This window comes from Streptomyces sp. NPDC043876, assembly GCF_056435825.1.
Genome location: NZ_JBWKDV010000006.1, coordinates 416174 through 432390, shown reverse-complemented (window position 1 = coordinate 432390; position 16217 = coordinate 416174). Strand labels below are relative to the sequence as shown.

Annotated in this window: 5 protein-coding genes; 2 read left to right on the top strand and 3 right to left on the bottom strand. The window is 70.0% G+C overall.

What is annotated here, in order from left to right:
• Window positions 1-147: 147 nt before the first annotated feature.
• Entirely contained in the window at window positions 148-558 is a 411-nt protein-coding gene (locus tag AC0693_RS21380; protein ID WP_478802562.1) for a hypothetical protein, read from the bottom strand.
• Window positions 559-589: 31 nt separating this feature from the next.
• Window positions 590-7888 (bottom strand): polymorphic toxin-type HINT domain-containing protein, encoded by a 7299-nt coding sequence (locus AC0693_RS21375; protein WP_478802561.1) that lies wholly within the window; start codon window positions 7886-7888, stop codon window positions 590-592.
• A gap of 295 nt (window positions 7889-8183) precedes the next feature.
• On the opposite strand from AC0693_RS21375, the gene AC0693_RS21370 reads away from it, so the two are divergent.
• Together AC0693_RS21370 and AC0693_RS21365 are read left to right on the top strand one after the other, a co-directional pair.
• Entirely contained in the window at window positions 8184-12491 is a 4308-nt protein-coding gene (locus AC0693_RS21370) for a ricin-type beta-trefoil lectin domain protein (RefSeq protein WP_478802560.1), read from the top strand.
• 406 nt (window positions 12492-12897) lie between these two features.
• Window positions 12898-14985: an ABC transporter ATP-binding protein gene (locus AC0693_RS21365; RefSeq protein WP_478802559.1), complete on the top strand. Its 2088-nt coding sequence runs from the start codon at window positions 12898-12900 to the stop codon at window positions 14983-14985.
• Window positions 14986-15076: 91 nt separating this feature from the next.
• Here AC0693_RS21365 and AC0693_RS21360 read toward each other — a convergent pair whose 3' ends face one another.
• Window positions 15077-15997 carry a hypothetical protein gene (locus AC0693_RS21360; RefSeq protein WP_478802558.1) on the bottom strand — a complete coding sequence of 307 codons (921 nt, stop codon included), beginning with the start codon at window positions 15995-15997 and terminating at the stop codon, window positions 15077-15079.
• Window positions 15998-16217: the final 220 nt, after the last annotated feature.

Genomic DNA, 16217 nt, shown 5'->3' with positions numbered 1-16217 from the left:
ACGGCTGGACACAGCCCGCGCGGACACCGCACTCATCCTGGAAGGGCGGGCTGTACGTCGCCACACGCCAAAGGACCCACGGGACAGCCCAGTCAGGCCTGACCCGTGGGCCCGTTGTTAAGCGAGAGACGGTGCTCTGCTCAGCGCTCAGATGAACGGACCGTCGAGCACCTCGTACTCACCCCACATCCCGATGGCGTATTGCTTGGAGTAGATCCCTTCACGCCCGACCTGATCCGGCGACCAGGGGTCCGGGCCGGGATGCAGATCCAGCACGCACCGCTCGGGCGTACAGTCGAGGTTCAGCCCATCCGAGAGGATGAAGTACGAGTACTTCTTGCTACATGTGAACTGGTATTCATATACCCCGGCCACGGTGACCCGGACCAGACGCCAGTCGTTGCCGCACGTCGCGTCCATCGCCTGAATGTCAAAGGTTGCGAGTTGCCCCTCGGACGAATCTCGCGGCAGATGCAATCGAATACCGGTGATCACACCGTCTTCGAACCCCCCGAAGCGGTCGAAGAATGCTCTGAAATTATCCTCAGCGAGGCGCACAGCGGTCAACGTATCAGCCTTCCGTGACGGTTCATGGGGTAATGCTCCAGCCGGGCGGGAGGTTTGCCGCTGGTATATGTGGTGCACCAGGACCGTGCCCGCCCGGCAGCCCAGGCTCCGGGAAAACGTGCCCGTGCGGCCCACCCGTGCCGTGGTGCTTGAAGTCGAAGTGCCCGACCGCCTCACCCTTTTCGTTGTAAATGGTGTTCTGGACGGGTGTACCGTCCTTCCCGGTCCTTGTGTACACAGAATGCGGGGCCGCACCCGACCTCGGTGCATCCGTCGTACCCGACGTGTGTCCACCGACCGGGATCCCGTTTTCGTCGAGCGGGAACTCATGCGGCTCGGTGGGGCAGTTGTGCACGAGTACATCGGCACCACCCGCGCGCACATAGTACGTGTGGAGGTTCTCCACCGTGAGGTTGTGCGTGGTGACGGCGTACGGGTAGTTACGGATGGCCTGGATGGTCAGCAGGGAGCCGTCGGGCTGCCTGAGCTGTTCGCCCGAGGTGAGTTCACCGGCATCGACCCACTGGTGGCGGGTCTCACTCCAGTAGGGGTGGTGGTAGGTGGAGGTGATGCCGGCAGGCGGCCCGCGGGGCCCTGCCTCGTCGGTGAGGGTGAGGTCGGTGAAGTCCTTGTCGTCCGGCGTGGTGATGGTGGCCGAGACCGTCTCGGGCCTGGTCTCCCCCGTCTGCGGGTCCGTGGCCATGACCACGTCGCCGTCCTTCACCTCCTCGATGGCCTTGGCACTGCCGTCGGCCATCAGGACCTGGACACCGGCGGGGAAACTGTTGCAGGTCACGCCCGGCTCGGGGTCGGAACCGGCGCTGCCGCCGGACTCTCCGCCACCGCTGTGGGGTTCCTCGGCACCGGTGGGTGAATCGGCGTCCGCCCGTTCCTTGCTGGCCTTGCTCTGCGTGCCTGCGCTATCGCTGACGGACTCCTTCTCAGCCTTCTCCGCAGCTGATTTGGCAGCCTTGGCCTCGGCCTGTCGGGCTTCCTTGACCGCCTTCTTCGCCGAACTGAAAGCCTCAGCAGCGCGGGCGGCTCCCTTTTCGGCCGAGTGGATGGCGTCGTAAGCCTTATTGACCTCCTTGTAGATCTTGAAGGCCTTGATGCCGATCTTCACGGCTTTGAAGAGCTTCCCCCAGGGGACAAAGTTCAGGGCCGTGTTGATGCACGCCATGGCATCACCCTTGGTGAAGCAGTCCCGGGCGTCGTTGAAACCGATCAGGTCACCAACGATGTCGATGACTTCCTCGATGAGCTGGTCGCGCCTCTTCTTGGCCTTGGCGACGTTCGCGTTGGCAGCGGCCAACTGGCGCGCGGGCTCCGCGTCCTCGTCCTCCCATGCGGAGCTACTGCTCACATGGCTCTCGACGTACTGGGCCTGCTCACTGCACGGGTTACCCTCACCACCGCACGTGAAGGACCTTAGACCGCTAGGGTCCGACGCGTTGACCGGGCTGTTGTTGGAGTACGCGTACGCGTTCCACTGCTGGGGATCGGAGGCATCGATGATCGGGTCGGGGCTGATGAACCGCCCCGTCACAGGATCGTATTCGCGGGCGCCGAGGAGGGTGAAGCCCGTGGCCTTCTCCTTGGTGCCGCCGACGAAGCCCTTGTCGCCGGCCCAGGCTCCCGCGACCGGCTGGGTGCCGCGCGCGTTGCCGAACGGGTCCGCGGGCCGCCGCGCGTGCACAAGGTCAGTCGCGTTGAACTGGACGCCCCCGGTGCCGTGGTGATCGGCACTCTGGTACGTCAGTGCCGAGGTGCCGCCGGTGGTCGTGCGGGTGACGGACAGACCGCCCGGGGCCCCGTACGTACGGACGTTGGTGACCTTCCTGCTGGCGGTGTCCAAGGTGATCTGGTCACTACCCAGCAGGAGCGTGGTGCTGTTGGGATCGCGGCGGATCAGCTGGTTGCCGCCCGTGTCGTACAGGTAGCTGGTGCCCGCACTCTCTCCGGTGCCGACGATCTTGTCGAGCTTGCCCTGGCCGTCCCAGGTGAGGACCTTAGTACCGGAGGTACTGGTGATACCCGCGGTGTTTCCGGTCGCGTCGTAGGTGTAGCTGGTGACCTTCGTGCCGGCCTGGCTGGTCTCGGTGGAGGTCATCAGCGCGTGCGGGCCGCCCGTGCCGCCACCCGTCTTGGGGTCGGTGGACGGGGTGTTGGGGCCGGTGCCGAAGGTCTGGGTGACCGTCGTGTCCTTGGCCGTGGCTCCGGTGACGTCCTTCTTCACCAGCTTGGTGCGGTTGCCGAGCTTGTCGTACTCATACTGCTGCCAATACGGCGCGGGACCGCCCACGCTGGGCTTGCCCGTACCGTCGACCGCCGGACCGCCCGCGTTGGCGCAACCGCCGATACCGCGGACGCTCGGCTGAGGAGCCGTCGTCTGGGCACCGGTGTCAGTCCATGCCTGGGTGAGACGGCCGAGGTAGTCGTGCGTGAAGCACTGCAGGTCGCGCGCCGCGCCGTCCTGCGTGTCACCGATCGAGGTCAGCTGACCGACCTGGTTGTACGTGTAGTCCATGACGTCGACGCTCGCCGTCGCCGCCGTCTGCTTGTCCAGCGTGGAGCGCACCTGGAGCCCGGTAGCCGCGTCGTAGTCGACAGTGGATACGACCTGTTTGCCCGTCGTTCCGGCCGTGGTCCGGATCGCGCGGCCGTTCGGGTCGTAGCGCACGTCCACGACGTACGGCGTCTGAGCCAGACCTATCTTTCCGCTGAGCGAAGTCGTGTTGCCCGCGATGTCGGTACCGAAGGTCAGGGTTTCGGTGTTCAGGCCTGCCTTGGACACAGCAGGCATCTGCATGTTCTGCAGCTGGCCGTAAGAACTGTAGGTGTTCTTCGTTTCGTAGACGCCGGCAAGCTCCTTCTCCGCCGCCGGGACCGTCGTTTTGTTGCCGAGCGGGCGGTAGCCACCGTCGTACCCGGTGACCTCGGATACGTACGCGCTGCCCGCGGCGCCACCCACGTATCGGGTGGTGCTAGTGGGCTTGCCCAGTGCCAGGCTGTCGTAGGCGAAGGCACCCACCTGTTTGGCCGGATCGACCGTCGTGCCCTCGTAGGTCGCGACGGCGCGGCCGAGGAGGTCGCTGACCGTCGTGACGCTCTTGCCGCGGGCATCGGTGGAGGTGACGAGGTTCTTGCTGTCGTCGTAGACGGTGGTGCCCGTGCCCGCGTCGGGGTCGGTGACCTTCACCTGCCGACCGAGAAGGTCGTACGCGAAGGCCCACTGGTTACCGGCTGAGTCCTTGCGCCACAGTTCCTGCCCTTGGCCGCTGTAGCCGTACGTGGTTTCGTCGTACGCACCCGTGGGCGTGTTCGACTTGTACTGGCGCAGGGCGACCTTCTGGCCCTTGCCGTCAGTGATCGTCGCGGTGGCGAAGCCGCCGCTCGGCGGGATGGAGCGAACCTCGTCGGCGCCGGGGTATTCGGTCCTGGACCTCGACTGTTCGACGCCGTAGGACTGGAAGACCGAGGCCGTCGTCCGGCCGAGGCCGTCGAAGACCGAGACGGTCTGCGAGGGGATCTTGCTGTCCGGCATGACCCCGCCGTTGGGCAGGAAGAGCGCCCCGGACGGGGAGCCCTGGTCCGTGTAGTACGCCGCGCTCGTCTTGACTTGCCAGCCGTGCGAGTCGAACAGGGCGTCCGTCAGCATCCGCCCCGTCACACCCGACGCCGGGTTGGCCTGGGTCTGTCGGATCCGGCCGAGACCGTCGTAGATCGTGTAGCTGGATGTGTACGAGTCGTCGTTCATGAGCGCCCGGCTCAGCACCGTGGACGGCGCGTTCGTCCCGTTCATCGCATACGAGAACGTGCGGACCGGCAGCGCGCTGTTCGCACGCTCCTGCCCGGGCTGCCAGATGGACACGACGCGCCCGAGGGCGTCGTAGTCCCGCTCGGCGGTGTGACTGTTCTCGTCGGTGGTCTTCAACGGCAGCGAACGGCCGATGTCGAGGCTGGTGACCGACTTCCAGCCCAGCGGATTGGTGTGGGTGACCTCGGAAGGCACCACGCCGGTGGCGGGCTTGTAGTCCGTCTTGGTCACGGCCCCACCGGGGTGGGCAGCGTCCTTGCGGGTCTGATTGGTGTTGCTGGTGACGCGGCCGTAGGCGTCGTAGGTGGAGGTGGAGTTCAGGCGGTACACCGGCTTGCCGGCGCCGTCGTACTTCTCCAGTACCTCCGTACCTGTCCCGTCGGCGGTGACACCCGCCTGTCCGAGGGGCAGGCCGTCGAAGTACGAGCGGGTGTCGCCCACCGTGTTCGCGGCGGTCGGTGTCTGACCGCAGACGCCAGACAGCACGAGAGTGCGGGACGCGATCTCCGTGACCGCGCCGCCGGGGCCGGTCGGGTATTCGAAGGTGGTGCACAGCCGCTGGTCGGGACGGGAGGTGTCGCTCCAGTCGTCCACCTGAAGCGGGCGCGTGGCGACCGTACTGTCGTACGTCGAGGCCCGTTCGGAGGTTCCCCACGTACCGTTGGCGCGCTTGGCCCGTGTCGTGACCTTCGCCGCGTTCCGTGCCCGGGCCGTGATCGACGGCATGCCGCCGGACTGGGCGCGGGTCGCGGTGACCGGGCCGAGCCACGGCGTGGTGACCTCGTCCGAGACGACCGAGCCGCCGTCGGCGTCGTATGTCTCGGACTGCCGGACGAACCCGGACAGGACGTCCTCGTCCTTGATCGTGCCGCCCTGGGCGTCGGCCACAGACACGGTGCGCTTGGTGCCGTTGGCGAGGGTGTCGCCGTCCATGCCGCGCAGGTAGGTGGTGACCGTCTTCGGGCGGGGCCCGTCTGTGCCGTTGCCGGTCCGGGTGGTGACGGTCGCGTAGCCGCGGAACTGGTCCCAGGTGCGGGTCTTCGCGTCGGTGAACTCGGAGTCGTTGCGGTGCCACGCGATGCCGCCGCCGTACTCGTACTCCACCACCGTCGGGACCTGTCCGGCGACCAGGTCCTGCTGGGTGACGGACTGGACGACGACCTTGTTGAACCAGTCGTTGACCGGGTCCGCGAAGGACTGGCCGGGCAGGTACCACTTGACCGGCATGCACGCCATCGTGTTGGCGTCCTCGGAGGACGGCATCGTGTTCTTCAGGCGCGAGCACTCCGGCGCCTTGTAGACCACGTTGATCCGGCCACCGGTCTCCGTGGTGATCGCCTGGATCCGCGGCCGGTTGTAGCGGGGCGCGGAGGCCTCGGTGCCGTCCGGGCGCTTGACGACGCCGTCGACGCGGTTGGCGATCTGCAGCGGCTGGAAGGTGACCGCCGGGAGGGTGATCGGGGTCTTGCCGTTGGAGCCGGTGCGCTGGATGGAGTCCAGCCACAGCGTCGGTGAGGTGCCGTCGCCGGGGTCCTGGAAGGACTGGTTGAGGGTGTAGGTGTCGACGACGCGCGGGGCGGTGCCGGTCCACACCTGGGTGGTGATCTTGGTGAACTTCTTCGTGGAGAAGAAGGTCGGGGAGAGGTTCAGGCACTGGCCGGTGGCCGCACACTCCTGGTCGACGGGGGTGTCGGGCCAGGACTTGGCGTTCGCCTTCGTGCGCTGCGCGGGGTCACAGGTGATGGCCCCGGCCGCGACGCAGCGCTCAGAGGTGGCGAGGGAGACTTCGGCGGCCGGCTTGGCCGCGCCCTTGGCCGCGATCTGCTCGGGCAAGCGCTGGCCGTAGCCGATCCAGGTCGGGTAGCTGCCGCGCTGGTACAGGGTGTTGGTGCCGGTGCCGTTGTTCTGGCCGCCACCGCGCCCGTAGTAGTTGTTCTCCTGCTCGTAACGGTAGGAGACCAGGTTCTGGTGCGGGTCCACGACGTAGTCGAGGTTCCACTCCCAGCCCAGCTGCTGCCACGTACCGTTCGCCGGCGTCTGCGCTCCGAGGCACTTGTCCTGGCCGCTGTTGAAGTAGACGGGGACGGTGGAGACCGATTTGGCCTCGGGGTCCGTGCCGTCGCCGCCCGGCAGGCGGTTGGAGCCGAAGTAGTACTGGGTGCCGTCGGTCGTGGTGACCTTGAAGCCCTCGCCCTTCCAGGCGCTGTTGCGCTGCCCGGTCAGGCGCTCGATCTTCGTGCCGTCCTCACCCTGGAGGCGGTACACGCACGTCGTGTCGTCCCGGACGATCTGCCCCGCGTGCCCCGCCAGGCTCAGCGAGAGGATGTCTCCGGCCCAGCACTCGTCGCCCGACTCCGCAATCCCGGCGTCCTTGCAGGACTTGTACGTCCGCGAGATCGAGCCCGGACTCCAGTCCCAGCCCTCGCCGACCGGACCGGCCTGCGCGTTCGTCGACGCGGTACGGCCGTCGATCGACGACGAGTCGTAGCCGAGACCGATGCTCGGCGCGCCACCCGCGATGGAGGAGGGCACCTCGATCGTGTAGCCGTAGGTGAAGTTCGCGGCGTTCGCGCCCGCCTGCCAGGAAGCGGACGGCAACAGCGGCGTCGCCGTGAAGTCACCGCTCGCACCGGAGGGACCTGGCTCGACCGCGAGGGCCACACCCTGCGTCGCCAGCATCTGCGGAGCGGCGGCCGGAGCGGCGGCGCTCGACGTACCGGCTGCTGCCGGAGCGGACCGCATGTCCGCCGCCGGGGCCGACTGCGCCTTCAGCGCCGCAGTCCCCGGATTCGTCGGTACGTCGACCTCCGCGACCAGGCGCCCGGACGCGTCCCGGTGGGACGCCACCGGCGTACGGGTCGTGCAGCCCGCGGCTCCAGGGGTGACGAGCGCACAAGAAGGCAGCTGCACCAGCCGGGCCCGGTCGGCCCAGTTCGCACCCGCGGACTTCGCCCACGCCGCGACGTCCAACCCGACCCGGACCTTGCCCGAAGGCGCCGCACCCGCGGCGTCAGTCAGGGTGACCAGCGCCCCGTTCACTCCAGCGGCGCGGGCCTTGTCGCCGTCCTTGACCTCGACCCGCAACGCCGGGTCGGCGGCCGTGGCCGCACCACCGGCCCCGACGGCCAGCTCGGACAGCTTCGCGACCGGGCGCTTCACATCCGTCTCGGGCGCGACCCACACCGGCAGCGAACCGGCCTGGACCGCACCGGAACCGGTGACGGGCTTCGGGGCGGCGGCGGATCCGAGAGCCACGGTCGCGGCGCCGGCGGGCACGGCCGCCTCGGCGCCCGGTGTCCATTTCCGGCCACTCGGCGTCGGCTTGGCCGATGGCTTGGCCTCGGAGCCCTTGACGGGCTTGGTGTTGGGCAGGGGCGTCTTCGGCGGTACCCACACCTTGGGCGGCTTGTCAGCCGCCTCGACCGCGGGAAGCCCGAGGCCGGAGGTGAAGACCGCGAGCGCGGCGACGGCCGCGACACGTGCTCGTGCACGCCGTGAAGGCATGACGAACCCACTCCAAAGAGACAACTGATATCCCCCCACAGGATTCAGGAAGCATGAAAAAAACTGGACCGAGACGGGTCCAGATCGAACGCACACTAAGGAACGGACGTTCGACACGCCGAAGGTTTTCTTAAAATTCCCTTACATGAGCAATGTCACGCGTGGTACAAGGCCCTCCCACTCCCCCCGTAGCCGGACAAACAGACATGACGATGTGTTGACAAATTTCCATCTGAGAAGGAACCGTGCGCTGACTTCACATCTCCATCACCGATCACAGCGAGGACCTCCGCCGATGAGGCCATCACTTCGTTCCATCCTTTTCAGGCCGGGGGGCCTCCGCGATCGGCGGAAGACCTCCAGTGCGCTGATACTTCCCGTCGTCGGCGGCGCCGCCGCGCTCTCCCTCGGCGCGGGCCTGCTCGTCGGCCCTCCCGCCTTCGCGGCGCAGACCACCGCTCCGAAGCCCGACGCCGCCGCACCCACCGCGGAGCAGAAGGCCCTCGACTCGGCCCGTACGCGGGCGAGGAGCAGCGGCAAGCGCGTGCTCGTCGAGGCGCTGACGACCAGTACGTCGCAGACGTTCGCGAACCCGAGCGGCACCTTCACCACCGACACCTCCCCCGCTCCCGAGCGGGTCGAGGGCGCGGACGGTGCCTGGCGTCCCCTCGACGCGACGCTGCGCGCCAATGCCGACGGTTCGCTGTCCCCCGTTTCCTCGCTGTCCCCGCTGCGGTTGTCCGGCGGCGGAAGCGGCCCGATGGCCACCATGACCACCGCCGACGGCAAGAAGCTTGCCGTCAAGGCCCCGTTCCCGCTGCCCGAGCCCACGCTCAGCGGTGACGACGCGCTCTACGCGAACGTCCTGCCGGACGTCGACCTGCGCCTGACCGCCAATCAGCTCGGTGGCTGGAGCCAGGTCCTGGTCGTCCGGACCGCGCAGGCGGCCGCGAACCCCGCGCTGCGGAAGATCCGCCTGGACGTCGACGCCCCCGGCCTGAACCTGAGCACCGACACCGCGGGCAACCTCGGGATCAAGGACGGCAAGGGCAGGCTCCGCTTCTCCAGCCCCACCTCCCTGATGTGGGACTCGGCCACCGCCGCCCCCGCCTTCTCACAGGCCGCCAGGGCCGCGGCCACTCCCGTCCCCGAGGGGCCCGTCCCCGTCCCCGAACGTCCCGCCGTCTCCAGCGCGGACGCCCCCGGCGCCGGCGCCGCCGTGACGCCGATCGGGACCCGGGTGGACACCCAGGGCATCGAACTGTCCCCCGACACCTCCGTCCTCGGCCGGGGCACCGGCCCCTGGTACATCGACCCCGGTATCAACCCCACCGCGGACAACGCCGCCCAGGCCTGGTCACAGGTCCAGGAGGCCTACCCGGACACCAACGAGTACAACGGCACCGCGGACGGCCAGGACAAGCCCGCCGCCGGCTACTGCGGCTTCTCCACCTGCACCAGGAAGGGGCGCGAGCGCGCCTACTTCCGGATCGGGATCAACACCGCCATCCACGGAGCCGAGGTCATCGACGCCCGGCTGAACGCGACCGTCGTCTCGTCCTCCAGCCCCAATTCGCCGACCCCCATGGGCCTCTACTGGACTGGCGCGATCGGCAATCCCACGAGCTGGAACCACCAGCCCTGCGACAAGAACTCCCGGATGGGCGGCTGCGCCAAGATCGGCGGCATCAACATCTCGGGCACCGGTGACATCCAGTACGACGTCACCACCCAGATGAAGACCGCGGCGGCGGAGCGCTGGAGCGACTTCACCTTCGGCTTCGCCCCGGACAACGAGAACGACATGTACCAGCGGCAGCGCTTCGGCAACAGCCCGCACGTGGTCGTCGAGTACGACGTGCGCCCCACCATCTGGTGGCCGCGCACCCGCCCCACCCCGGGCTTCGCCGGCACGGGCGCCTACGCCGACTGCCGCACCCCCAACACCGTCAACGCCTGGGACAACCCGGGCTGGGTCGGTAGCAACAGCAACATCACGCTGACGTCCTCGGTCTACTCCGCGACCGGCCGCCAGCTCCAGACCACCTTCCAGTACTGGGACGACGACAACGCGGGCAAGACGGAATGGGCCAAGTCCGGCTGGACCGGCTCCTTCGGTGACGTCTCGGTCGACATCGGTAAGCTGACGGACGGGCACCAGTACGGCTGGCAGTCCAGCACCACAGACGAGACGCTCACCAGCACCATCTCCGACATGTGCTTCTTCCGGGTCGACCGCACGCCGCCCACCGCCGCCGTCAGCTCCACCGACTTCCCGGCCTCCGGCACGATCGGCGCCCACCCCAAGCGCGTCGGCGAGGAGGGCACCTTCACCCTCACCGGCGCCGACCCGGCGCCCGTGGCGGGCGGCCGCACCTCCGGTCTCGCTTGCGCACGCTGGACCGCCGACCCCGTCGCGGCCGCGTCGACCTCCTGGAAGTGCACCGACACCAACGCGGGTGTCGTGCCGTTGACCGCGGGCAGCGCAACGGTGAAGTACACCCCCAGCCGCTGGGGAACCAACTTCCTCTACCTGCAGACCCAGGACGTGGCGGGCAACCTGTCCCAGCCCGTCGCCTACAGCTACTACACCCCCTCCAACCCCAACAGCCCCGCCCCGGTCTTCGGCGACGTGAACGGCGACGCGAAGGCCGACGTCCTGCTGCCGGACAGCGCGGGCAACCTCCGCCAGTTCAACGGCGGCGCCGACCCGGCGGGCGCGCCCAACGCCCGCACCCGCCCCTCCCCCAGCGGGACCGGCTGGAACGGCATCCAGATCAGCCACCGCGGCAGCGCGGGCTACAAGAACGTCGACGACCTCTTCGCCCACCAGCCCGGCCAGCCCAACCTGTACGTCTACACGAACGACAACACCGGCCTGCTCGACGGCCAGGCACCCGTCAAGGTGACCAAGCCGACCGGCTGCGTCACGGCCGACTTCGCCTCGCTCGACTGCGCGGCCAACGGCTACGGCGCCACCTGGACCGGCGTCAGCCAGATCGCCGCCTTCGGCTCGGTCTTCGGCGAAACCGCGAAGGGCGGCGCACTGGGCCGCACGTCGCTGCTGTTCGTCGAGAACGGCCGTCTCTGGCTCAGCCTGGCGGGCACCACCAACCAGCTCGACTCCCAGTCCGTCCTGCTCTCCGCGAACGACACCCGCTGGGGCGACTACGAGCTGATCACCCCGGGCCGCGCGCAGGGCACCGACTTCCCGACGCTGTGGGCCCGTTCGAAGACGGACGGTTCCCTGCACGCCTTCAGCGTCACCGGCACCGCGGACGCACCGGTCCTCACCGGTTTCACCAACCCGGCAGCCGGTGTGCTCGCCGGTACGGTCGACCCGGTCCGCTACCCGCGCGTCGGCTCGGACGGCGACCTGACCGGTGACGGCATTCCGGACCTGTGGGCCGTCGACTCCACCCAGCAGCTCGTCTCGTTCACCGGTACGGGCACGGCGCCCAACGGCACCAGCGTCGCGCACCCGACCGCGACCGGCATCGACCCCACGATCGTCCTGCTCGGCAACCTGAACACGCCCTCCGCCCAGTGGAAGCTGACCGGCCAGAGCGGCACCACCACCCCGAGCGCGGTCGGCGCCTTCCCGGCCACCACGGCCGGTATCACCTTCCCGACCGCCTCGGTGAACGGGGTCAGCACCCCGTACGCCGCCTTCAACGGCACCGGTTCGACGATCACCACCAGCGCTCCGGTCGTCGACACCCGCAAGAGCTTCACCCTCAGCGCCATGGCCAAGGTGACCAGCACCGGTGCCATCGTCCTCAGCCAGGACGGCACCACGAGCAGTTCCTTCATGGTGTACGCCGATCCCGCCACCAAGGAGTGGCGCTTCGCCCTCGCCAAGGGCGACACCGCCGGCTGGAACTTCGACTGGTCCGACGCGGCGCAGAACGGCGGCTCCCGGGTCGTCTTCGGCGCCTGGACCCGGCTGACCACGGTCTACAACGCCGACACCGGCCTCATGAGCCTCTACGTCAACGGGACGCTGGCCGCAACCGGTCACCACCAAGCCGCCAGCAGCCCCGCCCCGTCGGGCCCGCTGGTGCTCGGCCGGTACAAGATCAGCGGCCAGCCGGACCTCTTCGGCGGCTTCACGGGCGGCGTCAGCAACCTCGCCGTCTACCCCTACGCGGCCGCCCCGACGACACCGGGCGCGCTCAGCAAGATCACGCTGACGGACGCCGGTACGCACTGCGTCGACAACAACACGGGCAGCACCGCGGACGGCAACAAGATCCAGATCTGGAACTGCAACGAGCAGGGAGGCGGCGCGGCCCAGAAGTTCGAGGTCCGCGCCGACGGCACCCTGCGCATCCAGGGCAAGTGCCTGGACGCCACCAACGCGGGTACCGCCAACGGCACCCCCATTCAGCTGATGGTCTGCCACAACAACCCGGCGCAGCAGTTCATCCCCCGTGCCAACAACTCGGTCTACAACCCGGTCTCCGGCCGCTGCCTGGACCTCGACCACATGAACACCACTGACGGCACGCAGCTCCAGCTCTGGGACTGCAACGGCTCCAACCCCCAGCGCTGGACCATTCCGTCCCTGGCCACGGCACCTCTGCCGATCCCGGTCCTGTAACCGCAGGACGCACCGGCGCCACGGAGGCCGCTTCCCCGCCCGGGGAGGCGGTCTTCGCCGTTCCCCCCGATCCTCCGGAGCCTTCCGCCCCGGCGCAATCCCTCGTTGGGGGGTGGCGCACCGTCCGGGTGGTTCGAACGCCGGATCACGGGGAGGGAAGGCGGTGGGCCTTGGGGCATGGCCCCGACTCCGCACATTCGAGCGGGCATTAGCTCCCGGGCGGCCGTGACCCTGTCCTGAACAGGGCCGTTCTAGCGGCGTCAGTTCGCAGTGGCGTCACCTCGGGAGGAATCGTGCGTTCCGTGCGTGCTCAGCGTGTTCATGTGGTGTTCGATCACGAAGGTCCGCGGAGCGGCTCCGCCGACGTCCGCCCGGGCGGACGCGGCGCGGCGGGGGGTGGGCGCGCATGAGGCTCCTCAGGCGGCCTTCCGTGCCCGAGCGGCCGACCGCCTCCGCCAGCGAGCGGCAGCTCTTCGGCGGCCCCCTGCGCTACGACGCCGGGTGGGCCAGCCACGACTACGCCCAGCTGGAGAGCCGGCTCCTGAGCACGCTGCGGACCATGCCCCGCATGGTCGGCGGGACGCTGCGGCTCGCCTGGGCCACCGACCGGGCCGCCCTGGTGACGGTGGCCGTCGCCGAGGCCGGCCAGGGGCTGACCTCAGCCGTCGGGCTGCTGGTCGTCAACCAGGTGCTGCGGACCCTGTTCGGCGGAGGCAGCCCCGCCGACCGCCTGCACTCCGCGCTGCCCGCCCTGGCCCTGGGCGCGCTGGTCGCCGTACTGGGCGCCGTCTTCGCCTCCCGGTCCACCGCTGCCGCCGGGCGGCTGGAGCCCAAGGTCGAACGGGCCGCCACGGAGCGGTACTTGCAGGCCTCGATCACCGTGGAACTCGACGCTATCGAGGACGGCGAGTTCCGCAGGCTCCTCGACAGCGCCCAGTGGGGGCCTCCGTCCGCCCGTCGGATGATCGGCGCCTGCGTGGCGACGCTCAACGGTCTGCTTTCGCTCGTCGCCGCCGCCGGCGTGCTCACCGTGCTGCATCCCGCGCTCCTGCCGCTGCTGGTGCTGATCGCCGCCCCGCGCGGCTGGGGCGCGATGCGGGTGGCGCAGCGGCGCTACCTGTCCGTGATCACCTGGGTGGAGCACGTCCGCGCGGCCCGGCTGATCGGCCAGCTCCTGATCAGCCGTACGTCCGCCGCGGAGGTACGGGTCCACGGCGTCGGCCGCTATCTCCTCGGCCACTACCGCACCATGGCCGAGCACGCCGAGACCGAGGCCACCCGCCTCGCGAAGGACAAGGCCGCCACGGAACTGCTGGCCGCCGCGCTGTCCGGGGCCGCGGCGCTGGTGACGTACGCCGCGATGGGCGCGCTCATCGCGAGCGGTCGGATGGACCTCGCGGTGGCCGGTACCGCGGTGCTCGCCGTCCGGACGGGCTCCGCCGCGCTCGGCGCGCTCGTCGATACCACCAACACCCTGCACGAAGAGTCGCTGTACGTACGGGACTTGGACCGCTTCGTCGAGGCCGCCGAGGGCCGCGCGATCCCCTCCGGCGGCCTGCCGCTGCCCGATCGCCTCGGTACGGTCCGCCTCACGGGGGTCGGGTTCAGCTACCCGGACCGGTCGGAGCCCGCGCTCACGGACATCTCGCTGAGCATCGAGGCGGGCAGCGTCGTCGCGCTGGTCGGCGAGAACGGCTCCGGCAAGAGCACCCTCGTCAAGGTCCTGGCGGCGCTGCACCTGCCCGACACGGGGACGCTGACCTGGGACGGGGTGGAGGTCCGGGAGGCCGACCGGGCTGCGGTCTTCGACCGGGTGGCGCTGCTCACGCAGGACTTCGAGCGCTGGCCGGTGACCGCAGGTACCAACATCGCCATCGGCCGGCCGGACCCGGCGGAGGCGGACCGCTCGGTCGAACGGGCCGCCGAGGTGGTCGCGGCCGCCCGGTACGCCGGGGCCGACCGGGTGGTGGAGTCGCTGCCGCACGGCTACGAGACCCTGCTCGCCCGGGTGTTCCGGGGCGCGTCGGAACTCTCCGGCGGCCAGTGGCAGAAGTTCGGGCTGGCCCGCACGCACTACCGCGACGCCCGCGTCCTGATCGTGGACGAGCCCACCTCTGCGCTCGACCCGGAAGCGGAGATCGCGGCCTTCGACAGCATCCGCGGCCTGGCCGGTCCGCAGCGGGCGGTGGTCCTGGTGACGCACCGGATGTCCGGGGTGCGGTACGCCGACGTGATCTACGTGCTGCACGAGGGACGGCTGGTCGAACAGGGAAGTCACGAGCACCTGTTGGCCCTCGGCGGCCGCTACGCGGCGATGTTCCGGATGCAGGCCGGACAGTACGGGCAGCAGGGACCGCAGGGGCAAGCCGGTCAGCGGCACGGTCACGGCGCGCAGGACGTGCAGCACGCGGGCACCGACGGCGGCCCGCCCGTCCTCCCGCAGCAGAGCGCCTGCGCACCGGACCAGGACATCACCGGGACCCCCGCGGGGTGACGGCCCGGGGGACGCGGCGCCCATGTAGTGCCGCGGTGGTGCGGCGCGCCCCCTCCCGGACGGGGTGCGCCGCACCCCCTCCCGGACGGCGCTACGCCCGGTCGGCCCCCTTGCGGCCGCGCCGGGCGAGCACCGACCGGAACACCGCCGAGAGCCCGAGGAGCACGGCGGCCCCGATCCCGCCGATCAGCCAGGGGCGGGTGTCCGGCACCCGCTCACCGGCGATGGTCACCTGCCGGGTGGTGGTCTCCTTGCCGTGATGGCTGACGGCGGTCATGGGGTACGTCCCCACCGCCGTGCCGGCGCGGACCCGGGCGTGCCCCGCGTAGACGGTGCCGCCGTCGTCGCACTTGCAGCCGGGGTCGTCCGGACCGTCCCGGCGGAGCGTCACCGGACCGGCGAAGACGGGCGAGGTGACCACCACGGTCTTCTCGCCGTCCGCGGGCCGGTAGTCGGTGAGGACGATGAGGGCCTCCGCGCCCGGCCGGACGGGCGTCGAGTCGCTGCCGCCCAGGAAGTCCTCCCTCGGGCCGAAGGCGAACCGGCTGATGTACGCCGCGCCCGGCGCGACGACCGTGATCCGGTCGGTGGCGACCGTACGTCCCCCACTGCTCACGGTGACGGGGTACGTCCCGGGGGCGATGCCCGCGCGGACGAGGTAGGTGTGCGCCGGGTCGGCGACCTGGCCGGTGCCCGGCGGCCCCCCGGGCGCGGGGACGAACGGAACCGGCTCCGCCAGCGCGGGCGAGGAGACGACGGCCTCCTTCCAGCCCTCGGGCATCCCTTCGAGGCCGACGTAGACCCGCTCACCCGTCTCGATCTGGAGGGTGGTGGCCCCGGAGAAGCCGAGCCGCGGCCCGTCGTCGGCCCGCGGGGACTCCAGCGGACCCGCCACACCCGCCACATTCACCACACCCACCGCTCCCGCCGGCCCCGCCGCCCCCACCGCGACGAGCAGCACCAGCCCGGCCGCCCCCACGACCCGGCCAGCCCCTCGGTACAGATACGACACGAACACTCCCCCTTCTTCCCTGGCTGCGGCCCCGGACACGGCCCCGCATCCCGACCACCGGCCGACCGGGGCACGCCCCCACCCATCATGCCCGCCCCTCCCCGCCGAGCCCCGCCCACCACCGTCCCGGGTCCCCACCACATCGCGCCCGCCCGCGCCACCGAACCCCGCACGTGTCACCTGAAGAAGTGAACTACCCCTTATCCGACCGGCATCAGGG